21 protein-coding genes are annotated in these 26,485 nt (G+C 43.2%); 16 read left to right on the top strand and 5 right to left on the bottom strand.

Annotated elements, in window-relative coordinates; translation table 11 throughout:
• Nucleotides 1–24: 24 nt before the first annotated feature.
• Entirely contained in the window at nucleotides 25–1,893 is a 1,869-nt protein-coding gene (locus R3D00_05440) for a LysM peptidoglycan-binding domain-containing protein (GenBank protein MEZ4772608.1), read from the bottom strand.
• 116 nt (nucleotides 1,894–2,009) lie between these two features.
• The gene (locus tag R3D00_05435) at nucleotides 2,010–2,657 is read right to left on the bottom strand and encodes an O-methyltransferase (GenBank protein ID MEZ4772607.1); all 648 of its coding nucleotides are present in this window, start codon (nucleotides 2,655–2,657) and stop codon (nucleotides 2,010–2,012) included.
• Between the two features lie 89 nt (nucleotides 2,658–2,746).
• Between R3D00_05435 and dnaN the strand changes: the two genes are divergently transcribed.
• The gene (gene dnaN / locus R3D00_05430) at nucleotides 2,747–3,880 is read left to right on the top strand and encodes a DNA polymerase III subunit beta (protein ID MEZ4772606.1); all 1,134 of its coding nucleotides are present in this window, start codon (nucleotides 2,747–2,749) and stop codon (nucleotides 3,878–3,880) included.
• Nucleotides 3,881–3,885: 5 nt separating this feature from the next.
• Here dnaN and R3D00_05425 read toward each other — a convergent pair whose 3' ends face one another.
• Entirely contained in the window at nucleotides 3,886–5,490 is a 1,605-nt protein-coding gene (locus tag R3D00_05425; GenBank protein MEZ4772605.1) for an SBBP repeat-containing protein, read from the bottom strand.
• 51 nt (nucleotides 5,491–5,541) lie between these two features.
• Nucleotides 5,542–8,244, bottom strand: coding sequence for an alpha-amylase family glycosyl hydrolase (locus R3D00_05420; protein ID MEZ4772604.1), 2,703 nt, complete (start codon nucleotides 8,242–8,244; stop codon nucleotides 5,542–5,544).
• A gap of 357 nt (nucleotides 8,245–8,601) precedes the next feature.
• On the opposite strand from R3D00_05420, the gene R3D00_05415 reads away from it, so the two are divergent.
• The 11 genes from R3D00_05415 (at nucleotide 8,602) to R3D00_05365 (ending at nucleotide 21,871) form a co-directional block, all read left to right on the top strand.
• On the top strand, nucleotides 8,602–9,906 hold the full coding sequence (locus R3D00_05415; GenBank protein MEZ4772603.1) for a hypothetical protein: 1,305 nt from the start codon (nucleotides 8,602–8,604) through the stop codon (nucleotides 9,904–9,906).
• Between the two features lie 68 nt (nucleotides 9,907–9,974).
• Nucleotides 9,975–11,114, top strand: a complete 1,140-nt coding sequence (locus tag R3D00_05410; GenBank protein ID MEZ4772602.1) for a CofH family radical SAM protein — start codon at nucleotides 9,975–9,977, stop codon at nucleotides 11,112–11,114.
• Between the two features lie 98 nt (nucleotides 11,115–11,212).
• Nucleotides 11,213–12,280 carry an efflux RND transporter periplasmic adaptor subunit gene (locus tag R3D00_05405; GenBank protein ID MEZ4772601.1) on the top strand — a complete coding sequence of 356 codons (1,068 nt, stop codon included), beginning with the start codon at nucleotides 11,213–11,215 and terminating at the stop codon, nucleotides 12,278–12,280.
• Between the two features lie 29 nt (nucleotides 12,281–12,309).
• Nucleotides 12,310–15,402 (top strand): efflux RND transporter permease subunit, encoded by a 3,093-nt coding sequence (locus R3D00_05400; GenBank protein ID MEZ4772600.1) that lies wholly within the window; start codon nucleotides 12,310–12,312, stop codon nucleotides 15,400–15,402.
• Nucleotides 15,403–15,437: 35 nt separating this feature from the next.
• A complete protein-coding gene (locus R3D00_05395; GenBank protein MEZ4772599.1) occupies nucleotides 15,438–16,733 on the top strand; it encodes a TolC family protein in 1,296 nt (431 codons plus the stop codon).
• A gap of 45 nt (nucleotides 16,734–16,778) precedes the next feature.
• The gene (locus tag R3D00_05390; GenBank protein MEZ4772598.1) at nucleotides 16,779–16,910 is read left to right on the top strand and encodes a hypothetical protein; all 132 of its coding nucleotides are present in this window, start codon (nucleotides 16,779–16,781) and stop codon (nucleotides 16,908–16,910) included.
• A 165-nt stretch (nucleotides 16,911–17,075) separates the two neighbouring features.
• Nucleotides 17,076–18,185, top strand: coding sequence for a hypothetical protein (locus tag R3D00_05385; GenBank protein MEZ4772597.1), 1,110 nt, complete (start codon nucleotides 17,076–17,078; stop codon nucleotides 18,183–18,185).
• Nucleotides 18,186–18,380: 195 nt separating this feature from the next.
• Nucleotides 18,381–18,836 carry a hypothetical protein gene (locus tag R3D00_05380; GenBank protein MEZ4772596.1) on the top strand — a complete coding sequence of 152 codons (456 nt, stop codon included), beginning with the start codon at nucleotides 18,381–18,383 and terminating at the stop codon, nucleotides 18,834–18,836.
• Nucleotides 18,837–18,895: 59 nt separating this feature from the next.
• Entirely contained in the window at nucleotides 18,896–19,387 is a 492-nt protein-coding gene (locus R3D00_05375) for a hypothetical protein (GenBank protein ID MEZ4772595.1), read from the top strand.
• A 2-nt stretch (nucleotides 19,388–19,389) separates the two neighbouring features.
• Nucleotides 19,390–19,797 (top strand): transposase family protein, encoded by a 408-nt coding sequence (locus tag R3D00_05370; protein ID MEZ4772594.1) that lies wholly within the window; start codon nucleotides 19,390–19,392, stop codon nucleotides 19,795–19,797.
• Nucleotides 19,798–20,620: 823 nt separating this feature from the next.
• Complete coding sequence (locus R3D00_05365) at nucleotides 20,621–21,871, top strand: tetratricopeptide repeat protein (protein ID MEZ4772593.1); 1,251 nt, start codon at nucleotides 20,621–20,623, stop codon at nucleotides 21,869–21,871.
• Between the two features lie 56 nt (nucleotides 21,872–21,927).
• On the opposite strand, the gene R3D00_05360 is transcribed toward R3D00_05365, so the two are convergent.
• Nucleotides 21,928–22,689, bottom strand: coding sequence for an IS5 family transposase (locus tag R3D00_05360; protein ID MEZ4772592.1), 762 nt, complete (start codon nucleotides 22,687–22,689; stop codon nucleotides 21,928–21,930).
• Nucleotides 22,690–22,972: 283 nt separating this feature from the next.
• Between R3D00_05360 and R3D00_05355 the strand changes: the two genes are divergently transcribed.
• From R3D00_05355 to R3D00_05340, 4 genes are all read left to right on the top strand, one after another.
• The gene (locus R3D00_05355) at nucleotides 22,973–24,082 is read left to right on the top strand and encodes a hypothetical protein (GenBank protein MEZ4772591.1); all 1,110 of its coding nucleotides are present in this window, start codon (nucleotides 22,973–22,975) and stop codon (nucleotides 24,080–24,082) included.
• 116 nt (nucleotides 24,083–24,198) lie between these two features.
• Nucleotides 24,199–25,386: a phospholipase D-like domain-containing protein gene (locus R3D00_05350; GenBank protein MEZ4772590.1), complete on the top strand. Its 1,188-nt coding sequence runs from the start codon at nucleotides 24,199–24,201 to the stop codon at nucleotides 25,384–25,386.
• Between the two features lie 61 nt (nucleotides 25,387–25,447).
• Complete coding sequence (locus R3D00_05345; protein ID MEZ4772589.1) at nucleotides 25,448–25,585, top strand: hypothetical protein; 138 nt, start codon at nucleotides 25,448–25,450, stop codon at nucleotides 25,583–25,585.
• A 282-nt stretch (nucleotides 25,586–25,867) separates the two neighbouring features.
• Nucleotides 25,868–26,485, top strand: a complete 618-nt coding sequence (locus R3D00_05340; GenBank protein MEZ4772588.1) for a hypothetical protein — start codon at nucleotides 25,868–25,870, stop codon at nucleotides 26,483–26,485.

Raw genomic sequence — 26,485 nt, 5'->3', positions numbered from 1 at the left:
CCTTCACAGTTTGCAGACCAATGGCTACTCCTTCACCAATTCCGCCTTAGCGAAAATCCGCAATACTTTCCCTTCTGGCAGCGTATCACTGGTCAGCTTGTTCACCATCTTGATGATCTCTACTTTGGTACCATACTTCTGGGAAATCACCCAAAGCGTCTCGCCACTTTTTACCGTATGGTAAGTCCACTTCATCGGTACCTTCTGTACAGCCTCCTGCGTTTCCTCCTTCACCGCAGGTTGTGGCTGTACTTTTGCGGGAGTCTCCTGGGCGGGCTTTACATCCCTTGAGGAGGTCTTGCCCATGTCTACAATGGCAGGAGCAGGTTGTGATGCAGGCATCTGAACAAAACCAGGTTTTTCTGTTGGTTTTACCGGGCGTGAGTTTTCGGCAAATAACGGCGCTTCTTCAGGAGATTCTTCCGAAAGAATCATGATGCGCTCACCTTTGGGCTTCATTTTTTTCAGATACAGTTTCTGTCCCACATACACCCGAAGATCACCTTTGTCCATCCGGTTGAGCTTCCGAACCTTCCCGATAGAAGTGAAGTGCCGGGCAGCAATATCGGGGAGAGATTCGCCTTTCCGCACAATATGGTACTCGTTTTTGGAAGGTTTTGCCAGATAAATCATGGAACCAATTCTCGGCTCAGCGCCGGGGATCAGGCCATTCCAGACCAGGATATCCGATACAGGAATCACAAAATGATTGGCGATTTCCTCGACGGTCAGGGTTCCGTCAAACTGCACATATTGAATATTGTAGTGAAGGTCGCTCTTCAGCGGAAAATCCACATACATATTAGCTCGAAGCTCAGATGCAGGAAGTGCGTGCAAAGCCGCATACCGGAGATCTGGAGGAATGGGTCTTTCGGGGTTTTGTTTAAGTGGCTGAGAATTGCCGGAAGGGATTGTTTCGGAATTTTCTGCTTTGGGCTGGATGATTTTGTCTTCGTATTGTTTGTCCAGCAGTGCTTCGAGCGAGTTCATATCCGCTTCTGGTTTTGCGGCGGAAGCCAGATAAACAGGCGTTCCGCCTCCCTGAACTTTATTTGGGTCGGTTATATGTCCGGTATAAAATTCGCCGCTCTTAGGAATATAGCAGGTAAATGTTTCACCTTTGGGCAGTTTTTTTCCGGGCCTGATCCACTTGTTGTACTGAAGAAACAATTCCTCCTCCACCCCATTTTCCTCTACCAATTTGCGGTAATTCGATTCACCTGCCGAAGATATCGGATACAAATAAATCTCAGGACTACGGGGCAGTTTTAAGGCTTCTTCATAAGCGATTTTATGCGCAATTGCTTTCAACACATACCAGTGAAGATCTTCATTAACCGACATTTTTGTCGCCGAATAGTACTCCGGATTGGTATAACTCACGGCTCCGGTCAAGCCTTCATAATAGGCAATGACTGCATATACCCAGTTGTCAAAATCCTGATTGGACTTGGCAAGGTACATAGCCGCTGCTTCGGAAGCGCGGTAAATATGGCTCCTTTCATCCACATCCTCATTTACCCTCAACCCGTACTGTAAAGCGGCAGCTTCTTTAAACTGCCAGAAACCTACGGCGTTGGACTTTGACACCACGTCGGGACGGAGGGCACTTTCCTGAATCGCAAGATATTTCAAATCCTGAGGAACACGTACATTGGCGAAAGCCTCTTCAATAAAAGGCATATACATATCCGCACGCCGAACCATTTCGTTGAAATAACGCGGGCTTTCATGTATCTTTTTTACATACTCAGCCAGTTTTACCCTGGCTCCAGGAGTGAATGTCAGCTCTATTCCGCAGTATTCCATACTGACAGGAATGTTTGGCTGTGCCATTGATATATTGAGGCACAAGAGCGAGAAGACAACCGCAAACAGGAGATTTCTGCGCATAATATGATCATTTAAACCGGGGCAAGTTACTGATAAGACTATTTTTTTTCCACCCTTGTGCCCCGGCTGGTGGATTTACCCACGCTTCACCCTGTAAGATTACTGCAAAATCTGTGCTATTGTTGCCCTTTCTTCCGTATCAGCATGATTCCATCCCTTACCGGTAAAATCACCTGCTCAACCCGTTCATCCTGTTGTACAAATGACGAAAAATCTCTGATACCCGCGGTTTCCTTGTCATTCTGGGTCGCGTCAAATATACGCCCGCTCCATAAAACATTGTCTGCGAGGATCATGCCGCCTTCAGAAAGCCGTGGAAGAACCATCTCAAAATAGTTCCGGTAATTGCTCTTATCTGCATCAATAAATACCAGATCAAAAGGCCCTTCAAGTTGGGGGATAATGTCCAATGCAGCACCAAAATGAAGCATGACCTGATCCTCTACCCCCGCCTGCTTCAGGCCTTTGCGAATGACCGGCTCCAATTCAGCATTTAGGTCTATGGTAAACAACTTTCCGCCCGGAGCCAGGCCTTCTGCCAGACAAATAGCCGAATAGCCCGTAAAAGTGCCAATTTCGAGAATCTGCCTGGGGCGAATCATCTTCGACAAAAAAGATAATACCCGGCCCTGGTAATGGCCCGATATCATCTGAGGGTATAAAACCTTCAGATGCGTTTCCCGCCGTAGTCCGGCAAGTACTTCAGACTCAGGGGAAGACATTTTGTCGATGTAGTGTTGAAGATCATTAGAGAGAAAATCCATAGGTTATAAGGATAAAATGTACCATATTAAGGGAAAGATTCTTAAATTTGTTTGCTAGCGACAACGCTAAGCTGAAATAAACCGAGATTATGAATTTTATCGTGTCTTCATCTGCGCTGCACAGGCACCTGAGCCGTATTGCCGGAGCTATACCTTCACGCTCTGTATTGCCCATCATTGAGAATTTTCTCTTTGAAATAAATGGCTCCCGGCTCAAAGTCTCTACCACCAATCTTGAGACGTCTATGCAGACTTTGCTGCCGATAGAATCCCGGGGTGAACCGCTGAGGGTCGCTATTCCTGCAAAAATTTTGCTCGATATCCTCAAAGCACTGCCCGAGCAACCGGTTACTTTCATGATCGATGAAGATACTTTCGCCGTTGAAATCAGTTCTGAAAATGGTAAATATAAGATCAGTGGCGAAAATGGCGAAGATTTTCCGGTAATTCCTAATTCCGAGGGGACAGAGTCAATCAATCTTCCAATGTATGCGATGTTTAAAGCAGTCACCAAAACGCTGTTTGCCGCTTCTTCCGATGAAGATAAAGCTGCTTTAAATGGTATCCTTTTTGACCTTGGAGAACATGGCGCCACCTTTGTCGCTACCGATGCCCACCGCCTCGTTCGTTACCGCAGAGTGGATGTTACGGTCGCAAATCCTACCCGGTTTATCGTGCCACAAAAAGCGCTTAACCTGCTTAAAAATTCGCTCGACCCCAACGACAACCACGACCTCATCATCAGATACAACGACAATAATGCGTTTTTCCAGACCCAGGATCTTCTGCTCGTTTGCCGCCTGATCGATCAAAAATATCCCGACTACGAAAATGTTATTCCCACCCAAAATCCCAACAAACTCTTCATATCTAAAACGGAGTTGATGGGTACACTTCGTCGGGTAAATATTTTTGCCAATAAAAGCACCCACCAGGTGCGTTTTGCCCTGAAAGGCAGCGAACTGGAAATTTCTTCTCAGGATCCGGACTTTGCCAATGAAGCGCAGGAAAAACTTCGCTGCCACTATGAAGGGGCAGATATCGAAATTGGCTTTAATGCAGCCCTGCTGATGGATGTAATTTCGAATGTAGAAACGGAAGAAGTTGTGGTCGAACTTTCGCAACCTGGTCGCGCGGGCCTTATTCTCCCCAACGTTCAGGAAGACGGAGAAAATGTTCTCATGCTGATTATGCCGATCATGCTCAATTCGTATGTAGCGTAATTCCGCTACTTCTGTACTACGAGCTTCCGGCTGTAGGTTTTATCCCCGCAGTCAATCATCACTATATATAGTCCCGCTTCAGAAACTTCTGCCCTGGCATAGTTCTGTTGACTGGTGTTCTCTTGCCAGACAACCTGCCCCAACGTGTTTACAATGCTTACCTTCCGGGTTTTGGCCGGAAAGTTTATAGCAATATAACCACTTGTCGGATTGGGATAAACATTGAACATATTGCCAGGTTCCCATCCCCCCAATCCAGTCGTATTTTCCACTACTTTTGCCACAAAAATATCTGAGCTACCCGTAGTTGTAATCGGGAAATTGCCTGCGGTAAAGTTCAGCGTATTGCAGGAACCCGTAACATATACCGCCCCGCTACTGTCTGCGGCTACGCCATAGCCGTATTCTGTTCCATTTCCGCCTGCGCCTTTTGCCCAGTGAAAGATGCCTGTGGTATCATACAGGGCCACAAACATATCGGTATTGGCGGTACTGCCCGAACCATTTTTTATCAGCGTTGTGGTCGTGTCAAAGGTAAGCGTTGTACTGCTAAAATAACCCGTTAGAGATACATGTCCCCATATATCGACATCCACCCGCATTCCATAACACAGGCCTGGCCCGGCAGGTGCATTTGCCCAGATGGCTTTGCCGGTTGTGTCAAATTTTGCCAGAAAAATATTGCTCCCGCCTGCATTTAAAAGTGTTAGGGAATCCAGATGCAGGGTATCCTGATAAGAACCGGTAAGGTAGAAATTGCCTGACACATCTGTTGCAATGCCATTGGGCTGGTCGCTGCCTCTCCCTCCCAGGGTCTGTGCCCAATGAAGTACTCCGAGGGAGTCATATCTGGCTACAAACATATCAATTGCCCCGTGTGTAAAGATGGTAGTATCAGGTGAGGCAAAAAATGTAAGGGAGATTCCCGTATAATCCCCTGCGACATAGACATCGCCCTTAGGCCCTGCCGCAATGGCCCAACCTTTGTCGATGGCCGTTCCGTCGGCACTTCTGCCCCAGCGTGCATTTCCCGCGCTGTCGTATTTTGCGATAAACACCCCACCGTTGCCATTGGTAGCAGGTAAAATGTCAGGCCCGAAAGTCAATCCGCTTGAAAGGTAATTTCCCGTGATCCAGGTATTTCCCACAGGATCCACTGCAAGGTCATAACAGCGAACTGTACCATTTGCTGGCGGGGATTGCTGCCATTTGAGGTTTCCGGCTGAATCGTATTTTGCGATAAAAGCCATTTCCAGATCAAGCGACCCTGCAATATACACATTGCCAAAGGTGTCCACCCCTACCCCACGACCTTCGTCATAACCCTGAGTGCCTAAGGTTCTCGCCCAAATGACATTTCCTGCCGGATCCAGTTTGACCAGAAAGACATCATCAAAACCGTTTGCCCAAAGGGTTTGCCCACCCAGAGTCAGTGAACTTCCAAAAGCTCCGGTGAGATAGACATTCCCCCACCGGTCAGTGGCAATGTCCTGACCGCGGTCTGCCGTTCCACCCGGAAGGGCTTTTGCCCAGGCCCAGTCGGGTGCTTGCGACCAAGCCTGCAAGCAACCCATTAGCAGAAAAAAACACACAATCAGCGGGTTTTTCATAGTCAGTTTTGATGGGTCGGAATTACAAAGAGAAGTTACGGGAAATTTTGATTAATCCCGCACCCACATTTTGAATTCCGGGCCGTAAAGCCGGAAGCTTATGGGCTTTCCGCCTTCAAGCGTCATCATTGCCTTTTCATCTTTGACACCGTGAATATGATCCACGCCTTTCAGGTTGCCGATCAGTCGCCATTTTCCCTCAGGCAATACGACGTGATCCCAGTCGTGAAATTCGCTGCCGGTATTGATCAGCACAAATACACGATTGTCAACAATATACCCCAATTGATACGGGTTGACTGTTTCCACCCAACGGTAGTAACCATCGGGAACGGATTCTGCAACCCGAAATACTTTTCCATATTCGCTGAGGCGGAATTGATTTAATCCTCGCCAGAACTTGTACATGCCATCGTAGTCGCAGAAACTCCCTTTATCCTTTTTGGTTTTACCTACATTCTCCCAGACAAACTGGTTGGCTTTGCGCATATTATAGGTGTCGCGTTTGCCGTGGAGATATACCTTGGTTCCGGCTTTTGTGACTTTCAGCGTTTCTTTTAGTTCTGCGGAACCTTTGGAGCGCATCATTTCCGTGCCACCGTGGGTTACGATCGGTCCGAGGGAAGTGTACAACAACAATGCTGCGATCTTAAACCGTTCTTCGTCCACCCCATATCGGCCGTCCCAGTCGCGCAGCGCAAACCGGTCAGCCATGGCCCAGTTATCGTGAATATCGAGGTAGCCGATTCCACTGAGAGGAGTTTTATCATCGGCAAATTTGTTGGCCAGGGCCTTCTTGGCGTTTTCTTTCTCGTGAAAATTGGCGCCAGCATACCCACGGTCTTTGCCTTTGTCAGTAGGCGTGGAAGTCGGTCCATGGAAAGCGTTGCGGGTTTCGTCCTGAAAAAAGGTAATGGGTGAATTGTGTTTATACCAGTCCCAGGAAGGATTTTCTTCAAACTCAGGGTCAAAAGAACCAATCCACGGCTCTCCGTAGATGATGATATCAGGGCCGAGAGCTTCGCGAAGTTTGATCAAAGTCTGGCGATCTACCTGCCCGGCGAGGTCAATACGAAATCCGTCGATGCCAAACTCTTCAATAAAATGTTTGCACTGATCGATGAGCCAGCGCTGTACCATAGGGCGATTTTCAAACTTAATTTCGTTGCCGTATTCACCGATATGGTCGAGGTTACGGGTACGGTAGTGATAGATTTTGTCGATGGCGTTCCAGTGGAAATAATAATTGATTTTGTCCATATTCTCCGCGGAGTGGTTGGGCACAAGATCAATGATGACCGCCATATCCTTGTCGTGGAAGGCCTGAACGAGATCGCGGAACTGGTCGCGTTCCGCTCCGTGTTCGTCGCCTTTACGGCGATAGCGGCTCTCCACGGCGAAGGCGTGGGAGGTGCGGTATCCCCACTGGTAATTTTCCAGATTGATGCCTTCTGCAATCATAAACGGATCGTCTTCAAAAGAAGCGCGCCAATCGTCATCGGGATAGTTGAGAAATTCCTGAACCGGCATCAGATGGACCACATTTATCCCCAGATTGTCGAGATAGTCAAAACCTACCGGCTCTCCTTTACTGTTTTTTAGTCCGGGTTTGAAGAAAGCAGGCAGCGTGCCCTTTTCGTTTTCAGATACGGGCAACAGGTCTGTAAAGTCCTGTACATGCACTTCGTATGCGATGACATCCTGCATAGGTGGGCGGCCATTTTTCAGCGGCGTAGCAGGTGTGGTGCGAGGCCAGACCCGGCTTTTCCCCCATGATTGACCAGTCCATGCTTCGGCATTTACCCGGGCGTAAGGATCAGAGATATGGACAGGGTTGGTTTCGTAAAAATGGTTGCCAGGGTCAGAAGCACCGTGAACGGTAAAGTCGTAATATACTCCGGCAAGGTTCCCTTCGAATACCGCTTCCCATACACCGTTTTTGTCTACCTTCATATCTGTAGTCTGGTAGGCTTCCTTATCTGAATGGTCGCGATAGAGGTACAGTTTGACCTGTTCTGCCCGTGGAGCAAATAGGCGAAAAACCGTATTACTTTTATCGTCGCTGATATTGGCGCCGAGTTCTTTGGTGGAGTACAATTCGCGAAACCAGCCCTCGTAGTTACACCATGCTGAGAGATGCTGGCCTGGAATTTCGAGGTAGTATACACGACGGATATCAATAGGTACTGCCGGGATAATGAGCATATTATCTGCTTCATTGGGCAGAACGGTAGCGATAGGAATGATATGATTGTGCGCGTCAGTGAGGCGAAACTGCACAGGGTCCAGCGGACGTGAAGCGCCTTTTACGGATGCCCAGATATTGCCGGAGGCACGGAGTTCTGCTTTAAGTTCGGGAAGTGTCATGTGTTGCATAAAAACGAGATTCGAACCCTTTTCATTGGGCGTATTTGCCGGAGGCTGGAGCCATTCGCCCGCATTGATGCGAAACTTAAACTCCGCGCGCAGCGGAACGGGGTCGAAGTTAGGGTTGAAAACCCTTAATATCCAAAGAGAATCTGCACCGATTCTAAGCAGCCACTGCGGATCGTCCATATCCTGGCTCCAGCTTCGGAAGCTACCGGTCACCCCTACCCTTTCGGGCCATTCGACCCCATAGAGCCTGGGACTAAAAACAAAAGTCGTCGTATCGCCCGATTGATAGTACCCCATGGCCACCGCGGAGTCCGGAAAGGACTGGGAGAAGAGGATGAGGGGGAAACAAATGATAATGGAGAGTAGGGAGTGTTTCATAGGGGGTTATAACTTCTGACTTGCATACTGAAGCGCTGCCGCCACATTGCTTAGGGTTAAAAGTAATATGGTTTGACCACTTACTATATTTCTTTTTTATTCTGCAATATATGTTTTTTGGTGAATACTGTCGGTATGCCAGAAGGGTGAAAATGACATCATTATTGTTTGTACCGGGTACAAATTTAGGCCCTATTCAACCAAACAGGTTGCCAGGTCTTTAGCCAAAGGCAAAGACACCAACCACCACAAAACATGCCCTTCCATATTCCCATCTTTACACTTCCCATCACCACTAGGAAATCACCTGCCAACCCCATACATTCACTATGGTTTTCCACCTATAATCTCACGCACATGTCTTCCCTGAAATGGCTGCTCCTCGTTGTGATTGTTGCGGTCTGCTGCGCCTGTGAGACCCTCCCCGGCCCTGCCTGCCCGCCTGCTCCCGCCGACCCCGGTTACGGCACGCCCGCCGTACCTGTACCCACTTCCAGCCTTAATATCGAACTCAGCCAGGGCTACCTTCGCGAGCGGGTTCGCGCTATGATGGATGCGCCCACTACCGCTTCCAGCGGGGTAGAAATTGGCACCGTACGACTTTCGCAGGAAACCGACGCACAAGGCGCTCCCCTTCACCTGCTGAATGTGGTTATCAGCCCCTGGATGAGGGGAAACGGCGACTCGCTCGTGTCACTTCAGCGTTCATACGAACTCAAACTGCAACTGATTCCCTACCTGATTACCCCTGCCACCGAACCAGATTCCAACCGTCGCCACGCCCTGCTTTGCCCTAATGGCAATTGTACCAACAACAACGGCCTCCTGTTGCGCTTCGCCTTTTATGAGCTTTTCAGCCGCATCAACCAGGCACCGGTCGCCTGCGGAGCTGCTAATTATGATATGATTGACGGGCAGGTACTTACTTCTGTATATAAAAGTATGGAAACCGCAAAACCCATTGTTGTGCAGGCCGATGGCCTGCTGAATATGGCCGCAGGCCTTGCAGGTTCGCCCGTACAGATTACGGGCGTCGTTTTAGGTTCTGACCTCGAACTGAAAGTCGGGTTGCGGTTTGACGTCGGCACGCCGGGCATCTTTGACCCACAGGTTTCGCTGAGCCATTTTCCCGACGCCGACTGGGGCGTTTCGCTTGATACCAGCCTGCTGAGTATGGCCGTAAGAAGAAGCGCGATTGCACAAGCGACAGGAACTGATCCACGGGTAAGCATAAATGGTGTCGGTATTAGCTATACCCCTGCAGGTTTTGATGTCAAAGCAGCGGGAATGATCAACCTGTGCGGAGGCATTAACTTTACAGCATCTACCCTTGTAAAACCACAACTCTGCCGCAAAAGCGACGGACAAATTGCCCTTCAGGTTTGCTCAGGAAAAGCTACTACCACACCAAAAATCAATGTATTACAGGGAATCTGTTATCTCGGCTCCCAATTTTTAGGCGCATTTTCAGGTGGGTGGGCGAATGCCGTGATAAAAACCGGCAACTGCCCTGACATGGGCATTGTTTCCTTTCAGGCCGGACCCGGCGATATACTCTATGGCATTAAACTCGACACAGACAATATCTTTTACATTGCAGGGCGCAGTACATTTATGGATGCCCGTATCAGCCGCAACCCTGCTCCGGCAGATTGTCCGTAAAGGAAATGGAATACCTTTCACTTTTTTCTGAAACTTTTGTACCTTTGTCGGAGTTAAGGTAAAAAAAGATGAACACCAACGACCTATTGAAAAAAGCCCTCAATTTTGAATTCCTGACACAGGAGGAGGGATTATATCTGCACCACAACGCCGAAACTGCCGATCTGATGTACACGGCAAACGAAATGCGGAAGGTGCACAAAAAAGATACTTTGGGCATCGTCACCTGGCAGATCGACCGGAATGTCAATACGACAAACGTATGTGTCGCCAACTGCAAATTTTGCAACTTTTTTGTTCCCCCGACTGAGAAATACGCCCATAAAGCCTATATCACGGACGACGAGACCTATAAGATAAAAGCCGAAGAAACCTTCGCCCTTGGCGGAGATCAGTTTCTCCTTCAGGGAGGCCACCATCCCGACCTCGGTGTGGAGTTTTATGAAGATACTTTCCGCAAACTGAAGACCTGGTTTCCCAATCTCCGCCTCCACACACTCGGGCCACCCGAGATTGTACATATATCCCAACTCTCCGGACTGACTTACCGGGAGACGCTTACCCGCCTGATGGCGGCAGGAATGGACTCTATGCCCGGGGCAGGAGCAGAAATCCTCAACGACAGGGTGCGTCGCATCATTTCCAACGGAAAATGTAGTGGTAAAGAATGGCTCGATGTAATGCGTGAAGCACACCAACTGGGCCTTACGACCAGCGCGACCATGATGTTTGGCCATATCGAAACGATCGAAGAGCGGTTTGAACACCTGATCTGGATCAGAGAAGTGCAATCAGAAAAACCTGAAGGACAAAACGGCTTCAAAGCCTTCATCCCCTGGCCATATCAGGACGACGGAACCCTCCTCAACCGAGTCAAAGGAATTCGCAACACGGTAAGTGCTGACGAATATGTGCGCATGATTGCCCTGAGCCGCATTATGCTTCCCAATATCGAAAATATTCAGGCTTCATGGCTGACGGTGGGCCCGGAAGTTGCCCAGCTTTGTCTTCATGGCGGTGCCAATGACCTGGGATCGATTATGATCGAAGAAAATGTCGTTTCCGCTGCCGGCGCTCCTTACAGACTGAGCGCTGAGGAAATTCAGCGGGTGATCATCGGAGCGGGTTTTACCCCCAGACTGAGAAATCAACTGTATGATTTCAGGGAAACACCGGCACCTTTGGAGGGAAAAATGCTTGTGGCATAGCATTTCGCAACCCAAAAAAAGTTACGCAGTGGCAAAAAAGTAGTTAAATTATCATACATGATGTAACTTGTCATGCTATATAAATTTATTGCTTTAACATGCGTCCTCTCATCATTATTCTGGTCGTAATTGTACTTCTGATTGCAGGAAAGTTTCTCTTCTTTGCCAGTAGTTCAACCCCCCAGAGTCCTACCTCACAACAAAGAACGGCCTCCGCATCGGCTGGTGCTATTCCTGTCAATATCTATCTGGCGAAGGAGGAAGTTACGGACAATACCGTTTATGCCTCAGGCACCATTGTCGCCAACGAAGAGGTAGAACTTAAAAGCGAAGTTTCCGGCAGGCTCATCAAACTCTACTTTAAAGAAGGGAGTTTTGTGCAGAAAGGTCAGTTGATCGCCAAACTCAACGACGATGAGCTGGTCGCTCAGTTGAAAAAGCTGGATTACGAAGAACAATTAGCCAAGCAGATTGAAGCCAGGCAGAAAAAACTCCTGGACATCAACGCCATCAGCAAAGAGGAATACGACATTGCCATGAACCAGGTCAATACCCTTAGTGCTGATAAGGAATTGCTACAGGTACAACTGGCAAAGACCGCTATCCGGGCACCCTTCAGCGGAAGAATTGGCCTGAAAAATATCAGCGAAGGGGCCTACATCACTCCTGCTGTGATCATCGCACAGATCATACAGACCAACCCGGTCAAAATCGATTTCCCCGTTCCCGAAAAATATGCATCTATGATCCAAAACGGTCAGAAAGTATCTTTTTCGATCGATGGATCTGAAAATATATTCGAAGCAACCGTACTGGCTGTCGATCCAAGGGTAGATGAAGACCTCCGTACCCTTATGATTCGCGCATCTTACAACAATACAAATGGAAGATTGCTGCCGGGAATGTTTGTAAGGGTAACCGTACCCCTCGGATCTGAGAAATCTATCATGGTTCCTTCTGAAGCCATTGTACCGATTCTGAAGGGGAAAAAAGTCTACCTGATGAAAGAGGGAAAAGCAACAGAAGCAATCGTACAAACGGGTCTGCGAAACGAAAAATCTGTCCAGGTTCTCGACGGAATCAGCGTGGGCGACTCAGTGATCGTAAGCGGCTTGATGACCGTAAAAACCAATTCGGCAGTAACTGTGAAAGAACTGATTAAATAATCAACAAACAAGAATACCCGGAAAATATCATGTCCATCTCAACCTTATCCATCAAACGCCCGGTACTGGCAATTGTGATGAACCTCATGATCCTTCTTTTTGGGGTAATCGCATATACGTATCTGGGTGTCAGGGAATATCCTGGCATCGACCCGCCAATTGTTTCAATCAGAACCAGTTACCCCGGTGCCAACTCCTCCATTATTGAAGCTGAAATCACAGAACCCCTGGAGAAAGCGATCAATAGTGTAGAAGGTATCCGCACGGTGAGTTCTGCCAGTAATCAGGGCTCCAGCAATATTACCATTGAGTTTAATCTTGATGTGGAAATGGAGCAGGCAGCCAATGATGTGCGGGACAAAGTTTCCCAGGCGGTGTCCCAACTTCCCAAAGATATCGATGGTCTGCCGACAGTAAGCAAATCCGACGCCGATTCGGAGACCATTATGGCGATGACTCTCGAAAGTTCTGACCGCTCGTTATTAGAATTGGGCGATTATGCAGACAATGTCATTGCCCCGCGCTTTGAAACGGTACCGGGTGTCAGTAATGTGCAGATATGGGGATTAAAACGTTATGCCATGCGGATTTGGATGGAACCAGACCGGATGGCTTCACAGGGTGTTACTACCCAGGATGTAAAAGCAGCCCTTGACAGAGAAAATATCGAGCTGCCAAGTGGAAAACTTCAGGGCGACAATACCGAACTTACCGTAAAAACTATTGGCAGGTTCAGGACAGAAGACGACTTTAACAATCTGATTGTCAAAACAATCGGCGATAAAAATATTCGGCTCCAGGACGTGGGATATGCCGTACTTGGCCCTGACAATGAGGAATCTATCCTCCGAATCAATAATGTGCCCCGCGTAGGTGTTGCCATCAAACCTCAGCCAGGCTCCAACTATCTGGAAATTGCTGAAGAAGTAAAAAAACGATTCAACGAAATCAACCAGGATCTCCCCGCTGATTTTACCTTTAGTATGTTTCTCGACTATACCGTTTTCATTTCCCAGGCGATTGAGGAAGTGGCAGAAACGCTGATGATCGCGATCATTCTGGTGGTAATCATTATATTTTTATTTTTCAGGGACTGGGTTATTGCTATCCGGCCATTGATCGACATACCGGTTTCTCTGGTAGGAACATTTTTCATCATGTGGGTCTTTGGGTTTTCGATCAACGTGCTGACCCTTCTGGCAATTGTACTGGCAACGGGTCTGGTTGTCGATGACGGGATTGTGGTAACAGAAAATATTTACAAAAAACTCGAACAGGGAATGAGTCCTGTCGAAGCAGCAGTAAAAGGGGCAAACGAAATTATTTTTGCGATTCTTTCTACCTCCTTCACACTGGCAGCGGTTTTTCTTCCGGTAATATTTATGGATGGGTTTGTTGGAAAATTATTCAGAGAGTTTGGGATTGTGCTCGCAAGTGCGGTGTTGATTTCAGCTTTTGTTTCCCTCACCCTTACACCTATGCTGAATGCCTATCTGGTGCGGAAAAAAGACAAGCCCAACCGTTTTTACGAAAAAACTGAGCCCTTTTTCCGGGCCATGGAAAACAGCTATCACGAAGGGCTGGGAAAATTTTTGGCCAAACGATGGGTTGCCTTTCCCATATTTGCGGTAATTATCGCGATGATTTATTTCTTTGGGTCAAGCCTTAAATCAGAGCTGGCCCCTCTTGACGACCGCAGCGTAATCAGGGCCAGTATGTCAACGCCTGAAGGTTCTTCTTACGAATTTATGGACAACTATGTCCAGCGCGCTGCCGATATGATGATGCGTGATCTTCCGGAGGCTGAAGGGGTAATGACTTATACCGCACCGGGATTTGCTGGCTCAGGCGCGCCAAATACCGCATTCTCACGTATCACCTTAGTCGATCCTCAGGAAAGAACCCGCACACAGGCCGAACTCACCAATTATCTCAATTCTCAGTTTAAAAAAATGCCGGATGGCAAAGCCTTTGCCACCGAACAGCCTACGATTGCAGTTAACAAAAGGGCCGGGTTGCCGGTGCAATTTGTGCTTCAGGCGCCTGATTTTGAGGTACTCCGTGAATATGTTCCACGCTTTCTTCAGGAAATGGAAGGTGACCCTGCATTTACTGTTTTTGACACTGACCTCAAATTTAACAAACCAGAGCTGGACATTACCATAGACCGCGAAAAAGCCAAAAGTATGGGAGTATCCGTTTCTGATGTTGCAGTAACCATGCAGTTGGCTTTTGCGGGACAGCGATTTGGCTATTTCCAAATGAATGGCCGCCAATATCCGGTCATCGGGCAATTTGACAGAGGAAACAGAGATGAACCGCTGGATTTAAAATCACTCTACGTCAAAAATAATCAGGGTACGCTCATTCAGCTTGACAATATTGTCAAAACCGAAGAGGAAAGCAGCCCGCCACAGCTTTATCACTACAACCGTTTTATGAGTGCGACCATCTCTGCGGGACTGGCTCCGGGCAAAACGATTGGCGAAGGTATAGAAGCGATGGAATCTATCAGAGACAGGCTGGGCGACCCCCGTATCAGAGCCGAACTTACCGGCAGCTCAAGAGATTTTCAGGAAAGCTCCAACAGCACGTTATTTTCCTTTTTGCTCGCACTGATTTTGGTTTACCTGATATTGGCTGCGCAGTTTGAGAGTTTTATCGATCCATTTGTGATTATGCTTACTGTGCCTTTGGCCGTAGCAGGTGCCGTATTTTCGCTGTGGTTGTTTGACCAGACATTAAATATTTTCAGCCAGATCGGTATTATTATGCTGATCGGACTGGTGACGAAAAACGGTATTCTGATTGTCGAATTTGCCAATCAGCTTCGGGAGAAAGGAATGAGTGTTGCGGAAGCTGCCCATGAAGCCGCCACGATGCGTATGCGTCCCATCATTATGACTACACTCGCGACCGCACTTGGTGCATTGCCGATCGCCTTAGCGCTGGGATCTGCCGGCGAAAGCCGTATGTCGATGGGTATTGTGGTTATTGGCGGATTGCTGTTCTCGCTGGCACTTACACTCTACGTTATCCCGGCAATGTATATTTATCTTGCCCGTAAGAAAAACTACGAACGGATGAGAGACATTGATAAAATCGCTGCCCAGATAGCCTGAGCATTTTCGTCTACTACTTAATCCAGATGTTCCGCATGTTAAAGCCTCTTATACTGGTATATTTTCTTTTTCCATTCCTGATTTTCAGTCAACCTACTCTGAGTCTGGAAGAAGCAATCAGTACCTCATTAACCCAAAATTACGGCATCCAAATCGCAGAACTGGATGAAAAAGCCGCACAGATGCAGGTGTACAAATCCAACGCCGGCATAGGCCCCCAAATCAGTCTCAATGCCAACGCATCCGCAACAGGAAGCAATACCAGACAGGTTTTTCTCGATGGCCGCGAAGTTGACCGCTGGGGAAGAGTATTTTCGCCCAATACCAATATCGCCCTCAACTGGACGCTCTATGATGGGAAAAGAATGCAAAATATGTTTCTCCGCCTCAACCAGCTAAGCCAGTTGAGCAGTATGGAAAAACAATTAGCCATCCAAAATACGGTCCTCCAGGTGATGAGCGCCTACTACGACGTGATGAAACAAAAGGCGACCATTTCTTATATGAATACCCTCCTGAAATATTATCAGGACCGGTTGAATATCACTGAAGAAAGGTGGAATGTGGGAAAAGGGGCGAAAGGTGACTACCTTCTTTCCCAAACCGATCTCAATACGCAGTTGTCAGATCTTGAGGCTGCAAAAAATCAATTACAAAACGCAAAGATATACCTCAACTTCCTGCTCAACCGGGATATTAATACAGTATTTGATGTGCAGGAAAATGTGGATCTTGGAAATGAGTTTGACCTAAATACCCTCATAGAAAATGCACAAACCAATAATAAGGAATTGCTCATCCTGCGAAAATCAGTGGAAATCAGCCGGTCTGTAGAAAGGGAAACCGCAGCAGCAAAACTGCCCCGGATTGGCTTCAATTCTACCCTCGGATATACCTACTCCAACAGCAACGCCAACTTCATCCTGACCAACCGAAACGCGCTCTTCTCTGTCGGACTCTCTGCCAGTTGGACACTTTATGACGGCCACCACAACAACCAGCAGATTGCCATTTCAAAAGTCAATACCGAAATCATCGAAACACAGGAGCAGTCGCTGATGGCTCAAATTGTGGGAGATCTTACTGCCGCTTACAATCAATACGAAGCCGATAAAAGAATCCTGAATATCGAGGAAAATAACCTGAAGCTTGCCGAAGAGAATCTGGTGATTTCCATTGAGAAATTTCGCCTCGGCGGTTCTGCCATCCTCGATCTCAACGAAGCCCAGCGCAGGTTTGACCTGGCGCTCAACCGGCAGATTACGGCCCAGTACAATGTAAAATTTTCCGAACTGGAGCTGTTGAGACTAAGCGGCGCATTGGGGCAGTAGGCACAATTGCCTATGCTTTCTGACAAAAATCAACAAAAATTGCCTATGCTTTCTGACAAAAAAGGTAGGAAAATGGGTATGCTTTCGGTATTTACGGGAAGTGTATATGGACTGGTTTGTGAGGAGGTGAGAAGCGAGACAGAAAAATGCTACCGCCAGGGAAATCTTTTGGAGTGATGGAAAATATGGGTAAATTTAGATACTTGGCTGGCATTCTTTGTGGATAATCGGTATTGCGGAAGGATGTCCGTCCGCTGGAGGGTAGGGATTTTGAGGATATTTAGGGGATATGGGCGATGTTGGGGGTGGATGGATGTTACAGTCAATTAGGAAAAAAGATAAATGAACGACCTCGAAAAAGAAATAAATAGAGTTTGGGATATTGCAGTTTACTTGCAAATGATGGCGGCTTTTTCGGAGGATCTGGATTTTAACAAATACAGCGAATTAATGCTTGAATTTCACAACATGGTTAAAGAAGAAAGTGAAGAGGTAGTTGAAAAGCAGTTGCCTAAATATGAAAAGATGTTAGTTTCAATTGCAAAACCATTACAAGCAAAATATCCTTTAAAGAGAACTATTAGTGAAATAGCCAAAGACTGGAATGAAAAGCATAAAATAAATAAGGAAATTTTTAGTGATGGAGTAATGATTGGTTGGCTCGAAGAACAAATTGAATTAAAATCTTACAATTTCTACGATTATTATCCTTATCATTTTAACGTCGGATTAGTAATCCATAAAAACCGAGGCGAAATTGAAGAACACTTTCTTTTGAAAGATGCTTTTACTTGTTTGGTTAAGGCAAAAAATAGGCTGAAGACTTTGGACAAGTTTGGGAAAGCCCAAAAAGAAAAATTTAGAAGAAGTGGAAAGACTCAGTTTGATAAGGAAACTTTAGACTCGATAAATGCAATTAAATATGAAGTTTCTTTTTATAGTCGAATGACGATAATTTCTTTTTTCTCTTTTTTGGAGAGTTTCATTAATAGCATAGGATTTGACCACTATTTCCGTAATAAGGGAAAATTGAGTAGTGAAGATGAAGAAATTTTACAAGGAAGCAAGAAAGGTAGATTTCTAAACCTCAAGTACAAAATTGAAAAATTTCAAAAAATTATCAGGTCAGATAATGTTGCAAAGATTGTTCTTTCAGATGAAAATCAAATAAAAGAACCATTTAGTACCTTGTTTGAAGATTATGAAGAATTGAGAAATGCCTCAGTCCACTTTTCACCAAAAAAATCAAGAATTTGGTTAAAACCTCATGATTGGGAAAATAAGGCGGAAGAATTTTCGAAATTGGTAATTCAAGCAGCACTTGAAATTTGGCAAAGCTGTCATGAAACGAAAAAAGGTCCAGATTATCTTGGAAGATTGGAGTACAAAAGATTGTACAAAGTGGCTAATAATCAAGAAAAAGAAATAAGAAAGATTGAAAACTGGCTGTAACAAGGCATACAACGGTCATGCTCAGCAAAAGCTGGTCACGCCTTGTATGCAAACCGTTATCGGTAATAATGAAGAAAACAACTTTTCAAAAACAATCGTATTCAGATTTAGAATGTATTGTATTCTAGCCGAAATGCGAGAAACTATTTTTTTTATGGACTAGTTCATCGCAAATAGGAAAATTAATAGTTTACTATGGCAATTGATAAAACCCTACTACGAAAAAAAGAAGGAGCAGAATTTTTAAATCAAAGCATGGAAGTTTTTGAAGATTTCTGTAAAAAAAATGCTATAACCCCTTATAAGACGGGTACAGGGAAAGGTACACGATATTACTATTCAAAAGAAGAACTAGAAAGGCTAACTGGAAAAGGAATTGGGGCAACTCCTCCAGATGAAATAAATGTCCCGATATACTCCAAATTAAATAGAGAACAGCTGAGAATCCGTATGTCAGATAGTTTCCCAAGTGTTTACCTTACAATGATTAGTATAATTCAAGGTGTAGCTTTCGGATTTCTCATCAATACATATTTTGAAGGTTCTGAAGTATGCGAGACTTTTGAATGCTTTTTTACCTCAAAAAAGATAGAGTTTCATTTATATGCTTTTTTTACGTTTTTAACAATTGTTTCTGTTACCTTTGAATAGACTTGTTCTGGTGTAAGTAATTGATAGTCAAAAGTAGTAGCTTGTAGAAAAAAGAGAAAATGGGTATATCATATACGTCGATACGAAGTGAACGGCAATGGCGATCGAGCACAGGTCTGACCGAAGAGCAATTTAAAAAATTGGTGAGATTATTTGGGGAAGCCTACGAAGAAATGTTTGGAGAGTCCTTGACAAGACGTCAGGAAAACCAGGCTTCGCCCTCGACGTTTCAGACGTATGAATCGTTGCTATTTTTTGGACTGTTTAGCATCAAAAGTGGGTTAAGCTATGACCTTCTGGGCTTGAGTTTTGACCTGGCGCCCTCGAATGCGCATGCAACGCAGGGGATGTGTTTAACGGTTCTACAGGCCGCGCTGGCGCGAGGGGGCTATCTGCCGCGGCGGGAATATGCCACCGAAGAAGACTTTATGGAACACTGGAAAACGGAATCCGATATCATCATCGATGCAACCGAGCAACGGATCCAACGCCCTGTGAATCAACAGGATCAGAAAGATTTATACAGTGGAAAAAAAAGACCCATACCCTGAAAATGATGATTTTTGCCAACGCAGATAAATGCATCCGTTACCTCAGTTATGCCTATCAGGGCACTTGTCATGACTTTACGATTTTGAAAATGGAGTTGCAGCCGGAAAAGGGGGGATGGTTGGATCACCAGACGGTCCACGTTGATTTGGGCTATCAGGGAATCGAGAAAATCTATCGCATGGGACAACTGCAAATCCCGGAGAAGAAAAAGAAGAAAACAGCTTTGAGCGAAGAGCAGAAAAAGTGCAATCGGGAGAAAAGTTCTTTTCGGGTAAAGGTGGAAAATTCCATCGCCGGAATGAAACGATTTCGCTTTATGAGTGATCGTATCCGGACAAAAAATATCTGTTTTTACAATAAAGTCGCCGGAATTTCCGCCGGTTTATGGAACTTTAACCTAACTAATTGAGTATCAAACCAGAACAAGTCTAATACGTTTGGTTTGTAGGGGTTTTTAGGTGGACACCAAAATTTTTCGATATTCTCATCCCCTTCTCATTAGGGCTTTTCGAAATTGGACAAGGAGTCTTGATAGGAACATCTAATTTTTGGTGGTTTTGTACCGGGCTATTGTCCTTAGTATCTGTTTTTGCCTTTATCAATACTTTATTAAACTGCAAGTCGGATATGTTTGAAGATGAAAAAGTCTATTCCTTTACAAAAAGGAACATGATATATGATATTGTATGTACAATAATATTTTTTCTGCTTGCTGTTTCCGGCTGGATACTTGTAGAATGGGAAATAAAAAAAAATGGATTTCAGTTTTTCAACTTTCACATTCTAAATTGGCTCCCGATTTATATAGCTTTTATTCTTAGCATTATTATTATTGTATTTAAAGACCAAAGGTTTGTAAAAGGTTTATTCTCAAAACTAAAGGTTAGTCGCTAAGGAAATTGAACAGGAGCAATTATAAAATCCCCTTGTTTCTATACCGATAACATGGGCATCACCCCCATTAAGTTAAGTCCAAAAAGCTCAGATTGACAAGGGTTGTTACCAGGTGGTTGATAGTGGCTTAGTCCAGGCACACAAGTTACCGGTTGGGTTATGTCAGGTAGTCTATGGCCCGTCGTAAACTTCGATCCATAACACTTCCATTTTCATTGCTTCAGGTTACGCTTTTTTTCTTAACTTAATGACCGTGAACAATGGCTAAAACGGCAATTGGCAGCAAAAGCTGCCAACTGCGTTTAGCCAGAACGTTAGCTGACACAATAAATTAAGAAATGAAATACAAACTTTTATTAGCTATTCTATTATTTGTTTTGAGTGGTCATTCCTTTGCTCAAAATAATTCCTCAAATGTAAAACCTCCGAAAATTGAAGAGGAATTAAAATTGAAAATCGAATTTCTTGAAAAGGAAGTAGAGAGTTTTAAAGAAACAAAAAAAAATATCTTACAGCTCAATAATGAATTAGAAATAAAATATAGAATTCTGGAAAATAAGATTGAGGGTTTAAATTCAACCAACCAGGAAAAAAATGATATCGCTGGAAAAATTATTGATTGGTCCGCTTGGCTATTTAGTCTTATGGTTTTAATTCTTGGAATAGCAGGTTGGGTAGCAGCAGACCGATTTTCAAAAATTGATTTAATCAGAAAAGAGCTGAAAGAATTATTAGGAAAAACAAAAACTGAACTTGATAAACAAATCAATGAAATTGAACATTTAAAAGCTGAATTTGAAAGAGAGAAGGAAATAGCAATTGATTTGATGTTTCCAATATTAGAAGCACAATGGTTTAATTATCAGGGTGATTTTGATAAATCAATTAGTGCATATAAAAGAGCTCAGAAAATCAAACCAGATTATAAGCTTATTTCATATAAATTAAATAAATTATTAATTGAGAAAGGAATATTTAAAGAAGCGATTAAAAATCTTGAAGTATTAATAGAGAAGTATCCAGATGATATTCAACTTAATCGAAGACTTGCTGAAGGTTATCGTAGAATTGGTGATTTTGATTCCGCAGAAATAGTTATTAATAAGGTTTTAAGTAAAGTCGATTACCCGTCAGTTCATTATGAACTTGGATGTATAAAATTATTTTCTGCTAAGTATAAAGAAGCGGAAGAAAGCTTTAAAAAAGCCAATAGATTCTTTTTTTCAGAAGATGGTATGTATAGATATTGGGTTTATGTAAACTTGGCAATTGTTCAAAAGTTAATGGGAAATCAAGAGGAATCAAGATTAAATTCAAATAAAGCAATTGAAATACTCGAACCTAGAACAAAATCAACACCTAAAAATCCACATATTTGGTCTTATTTAGCTTTAGCCTATTTGTCTGAAAAAGATAACTATAAAAAATCTCTTCATGCTTTTGAACAGGCAATACAGTATAATTTACCAATTTCTTTGGCAACTTCAGCTTTAGATAGAGTCAGTTTACTTGTAGATCACATTGAAAATAAAATCGAGAAAAAGAGCATTCATGAAATAAAAGATTTTTTGAAAAAATATGTCAGCTAACATCAGCTCACCCCCATTAAGTTAAGAGCATGTTAGGAAATATAAGTATTTGATCATCAGGTAATTCGGTTTAAAATAATCGAAATATTGGCCCAAATGAGCCAATATTTGGCCGATCGGAGGGTATGTTCATAGTCTTTGACAATCCTTCGGAAGAAATTTGTCCAGGCAATGGTGCGTTCCACTACCCATCGTTTGGCGACCGGCACAAAGCCCTTAGCACTTTCGGGTTTGGAGGCACACTCAAAAATCAACCCTAATTTTTCGGTTTCCGCTGCAAAACTTCCCTGGTAGGATTGATCACCCAGGATTTTTTCTAACCGCTCCGAATAGGCCGAAATCTGCCCCAGGAGGCGCTTCCCTTCTGTGCCATCATGGAGATGGGCTGCATGGACTTCCACATCAAAAATCCGCCCGCCCACATCTACTACCAACTGGCGTTTCCGACCATTGATGCGCTTATTAGCATCGATTCCCCGATGTTCAAAGATCATGGGCGCCAGCTTAACACTTTGACTGTCAATACAGACAAGAGAAGGAAGCTGCGCACGACCTTCCCGTACCTGATCTTGTTGGTTTAAGGCTAGATTCACCTGATCCATCGTCCCATCTTTATTCCATTTATCAAAATAGTAGTACACGGCCGACCATTTCGGAAAATGAGGCGGCAGATTTCGCCATTGACATCCGGTCTGTACCAGATATAAAATCGCATTCACTACACAACGGATCGGCATCGTTCGTTTGCGTTTCCAATCAAAAAATTCCGATATTGACTCCCATTGGGCATCAGTGAGTTCGCTATACTGAGTGGTCATTTTGGTTTTTGTTTGCAAACTCAACCTAATGACCTTTGCCCAATTTTTAAAATCCTAACATGCTCTTAGTCCAGCCACACAAGTTATCGGTTGGGTTATGTCAGGTAGTCTATGGCCCATCGTAAACTTCGATCCATAACACTTCCATTTTCATTGCTTCAGGTTACGTTTTTTTCTTAACTTAATGACCGTGAACTCCGCACACCTGCTCGATCTGACGCAAAAAATTGCTAACTTAATGGCCGTGAACTGATGTTATCGGTAATTTTGAATTGACAATACAATGAGGATTTATCTAATAAAAACAACAGAATACAGCGAGCAGGATTTTCTTGACGTAAAAGAAATTTTAAATTCGCATAATGGACCAATGCTTTTTGAACATGATTTGACTGATTTTTCAAATGATTTCAAATTTCTGCAATGGTTTGATGAAAACTTTAAGTTCAGGGCCGTAAAGCCAAGTAAAAAAACAATATACGACAGCAAACGAGGAAATCCTTTGAGCTGGCGTGAGTTTTTTGGTATTTGCAATAAATTCAGAACCGTAAAACACATTAGCGATGATGATTTTGTTGTACTTCTAACTTCAAGACGAAATTCATTAAATTGGTTTAGCAGTTTTGAACAAGGAAAACGGAACATTTTTGTACACACAGGCGATTGGGAACATTTCATCAAGGCACATCATAAATATCCAGTTGCTTATGAAGTAATATCAAGTATTTTATACGTCCTTTTCAAAATGGATTTAGACAATATTGATGAGTACGTTCATAAATTTCCATTAGGCTGTATTAGCGATATGTGTGAACAAAAATCACAAGTGATATTAAAACTACGAACTGGTGATATATGCCAGACTTGTTTAGATAGATTAATTGCAGAGAATGTTGAACCTGCATTGATTAACCAAGCACTTAATCTATTTGAAAATATTAGAAAGCAAACTTTATTCAGACAAGGTTTTCAAAATAACAATAAAATAAGCAGGTTGAAAATTACTAATGATTTTAGGTTTTTTTTATTGGATTATGGTAATCTTGAAATAAATCTTACCCCGAGACAAAAAGCATTATATTATCTATTTTTGAGACATCCAGAAGGAATACGTTTCGCAGAACTCATAGATTATAAAAACGAGATTTGGGATTACTACAAATCAATTTCGCCATTTGAAAATTTGGATACTATGCAAAGCAGTATTGAAAAATTATATAACCCAGAAGATAAATCAACATTAAATACCGAATGTTCCAGGATAAAATCTGCGTTTCGCGACAAAATAGGTAATGCAGAAGCATCAATTTTCGAACAGTATCTTATAATCGGTGACAGAGACGAGAAAAAACGTATATCATTAAAGTCTAATTATTTAGAATTACCAATCTAAATTTCTGCAACCTTGCAAAGGCGTTTACAACGTTGCAGAACTCAATCCCGCCTTCCTTTTCGAGCTATTTTTGTGGTATAAAATTTAAAATTGTTTTACCATTAAAAATAGCAGTCATGAATAATTATCAGCAAGAAATACGCAGCATTTTTGAAACGGCGACAACTTCAATACAAGTTGCAGTTTCATGGTTTACCGATGAATTTCTGATTAACTTACTAATTAAACGAGCAAATAAAGTTCGTATAGAATTACTTTTGTCATCGGACGAAGTTAACTTATTACGTCATAAAAATTTCAAGCAGTTACAATTGGCAGGTGCAAAAGTCAATAAAATCGGCTCGGATAGTGCCATTCACGGCGAATTTATGCATAGCAAGTTCATTATTATTGACGAAAAATATGCTTACGGCGGTTCATATAATTTTACCGACAACGCAAAATCAAATTTCGAAAATTTTAATCAATTAGCTTTTGGCGAAGTACAAAAAATGCTTCAAAACTTTAAAAACTGGTTTAACAGAAGCATAGACTTTTTCAAGGACATAACAAATGCTGATGAAATCGTACGAAAGTTAAAGCAAAAGTTTATTGAAGAAGAAGAACAAAAACAATCTTTAATAAACAGAATGAAAGCCTTAGATTTTTCCGAAAGAGATTATATTCAACAGAAAGAAAAACAGCAAGTTGTTCAACAAAAGGAAAATGCTTTGGCTGGTGTAATGATGCAAGTTATAAACGAAGATACCAAAAAAGAAAAGTTAAGGGAAACGGCTAATAACATCTCATCAAATAGCCATAAAATTACAAGCAACGGAAGTATTTCGCAAAATGAACAAGGAATATCGTCCAAACCGCATAGATTTTATGGTGGCAGTTCGATTTCTATATTTACAGGAAATAAACAACCACGCTCATTTGGATTGGCGTATTATCAAAAATTACATATCGAAAAGAATTTTGACTTTCTAAAATGCCGTATTGAAAATGATACATTAATCTGTACCGGCTTTTTGCAACCCGAGACTTGCGACCGTTATAAGGTCAGAATTTTATTCAGGGCTGGACATTTTCCGCAAGTATTTATTTTGTCGCCTAATATTGAGCCGAGAGCAGATATCCATATTTACAAAGAAGGCAGTTTATGTTTATTCTATCCGGGCGATTTGAAATGGAAAGATATTACAAAAATTGCCGAATATACAATTCCATGGATAGTTGAATGGATTGTGTATTATGAACTTTGGAAATTAACGGGCGAGTGGGAAGGTGCAGAAAAGACACACGTTGAAAACGTTGCATGATAATCGTCATAATATCCTGATAAATAAGATAGTTACAACGGCTCTGCACCTTCAAACAAACATGATAACCAGCCGCAATAAATACTATGTTTTGTCGGAAGATGATTATGCGAAAATTCAACAACTAAAAAAAATAATTGAAGAATTGGAAGAAATTGATACAATTCCAATTGATGATAAAAAAGATGTATCAGAATGATTATTAATAATTAGTAACTACTTAGGTTCCCTCTCAAGGAAATAAAAAAAAGGAGAGAACTGAAAAAAAATAATAAATTAGATAAAAAGAGAGCAGATGAACTTACATGAAACGCTGGAAGGCTGTCATGAGTTAATATGGGAATTGATGGCCCAGTTGTTATCTTTGAGTGAGGAGGTATAGCGTTTGCGGGCGCAGTTGGACCAAAACAGCGGGAATAGTTCGAAGTACACCCTATGCGGTCGCACGCCTTGTATGCGAGACCGTTAGCTGCTAAAAGAAATGAAAAATCAAATTTGTATATTAATTTTCTTTATCATTTGTGGCTTTGCGAAGTCCCAGAATTGTTTTGGTGAATACTTTGTTAAAAGTGAATTTTGCTCTAATACAATATCCCTATGGCCAGATTCAACGTTTTTTTGGGAGTATGGCTGTGAAGGTCGTAGTAATATCCAAACAGGCATTTTCACAGTTAAAGGGGATGAAATTTATTTTCGAACAATTGAACTAGATTCCTTTGAATTAATCTTTAATGTCGAGTGGGTTGATAGCTTAGACAAGAATGCTTCTAAAATCCCCCAAGAGTTACTACCAAGCTTCTTTTTGGTAGATCGAAATGATGAAGTGATTAAGGGAATAGAAGCGGTTTGCTATAATATCGAAGGAGACTATATGTCAGTAATAGATGAGCGAAATGGCTGGTTGTTCTTTTCTGTAAATGAAGCTACTGAATTGTATTTTCCATTTCTAAGCAAAATTTTCAGAGAATTTGTACGAATAGAAATCCCGCCAAATCCTGAAGAAAAATTTATCCTTAAAATTACATTGAATATTGAGTCTACATTTTTGAATTACTCTATGGTGAAATTTCGTTATAATAAAAGACTTGTTCTGGTTTGA

The organism is Bacteroidia bacterium (genome assembly GCA_041391665.1).
Classification (GTDB): Bacteria; Bacteroidota; Bacteroidia; order J057; family J057; genus JAGQVA01.
The sequence above is the reverse complement of the archived record's forward strand: the minus strand, read 5'-3'. Positions and strand labels throughout refer to the sequence as shown.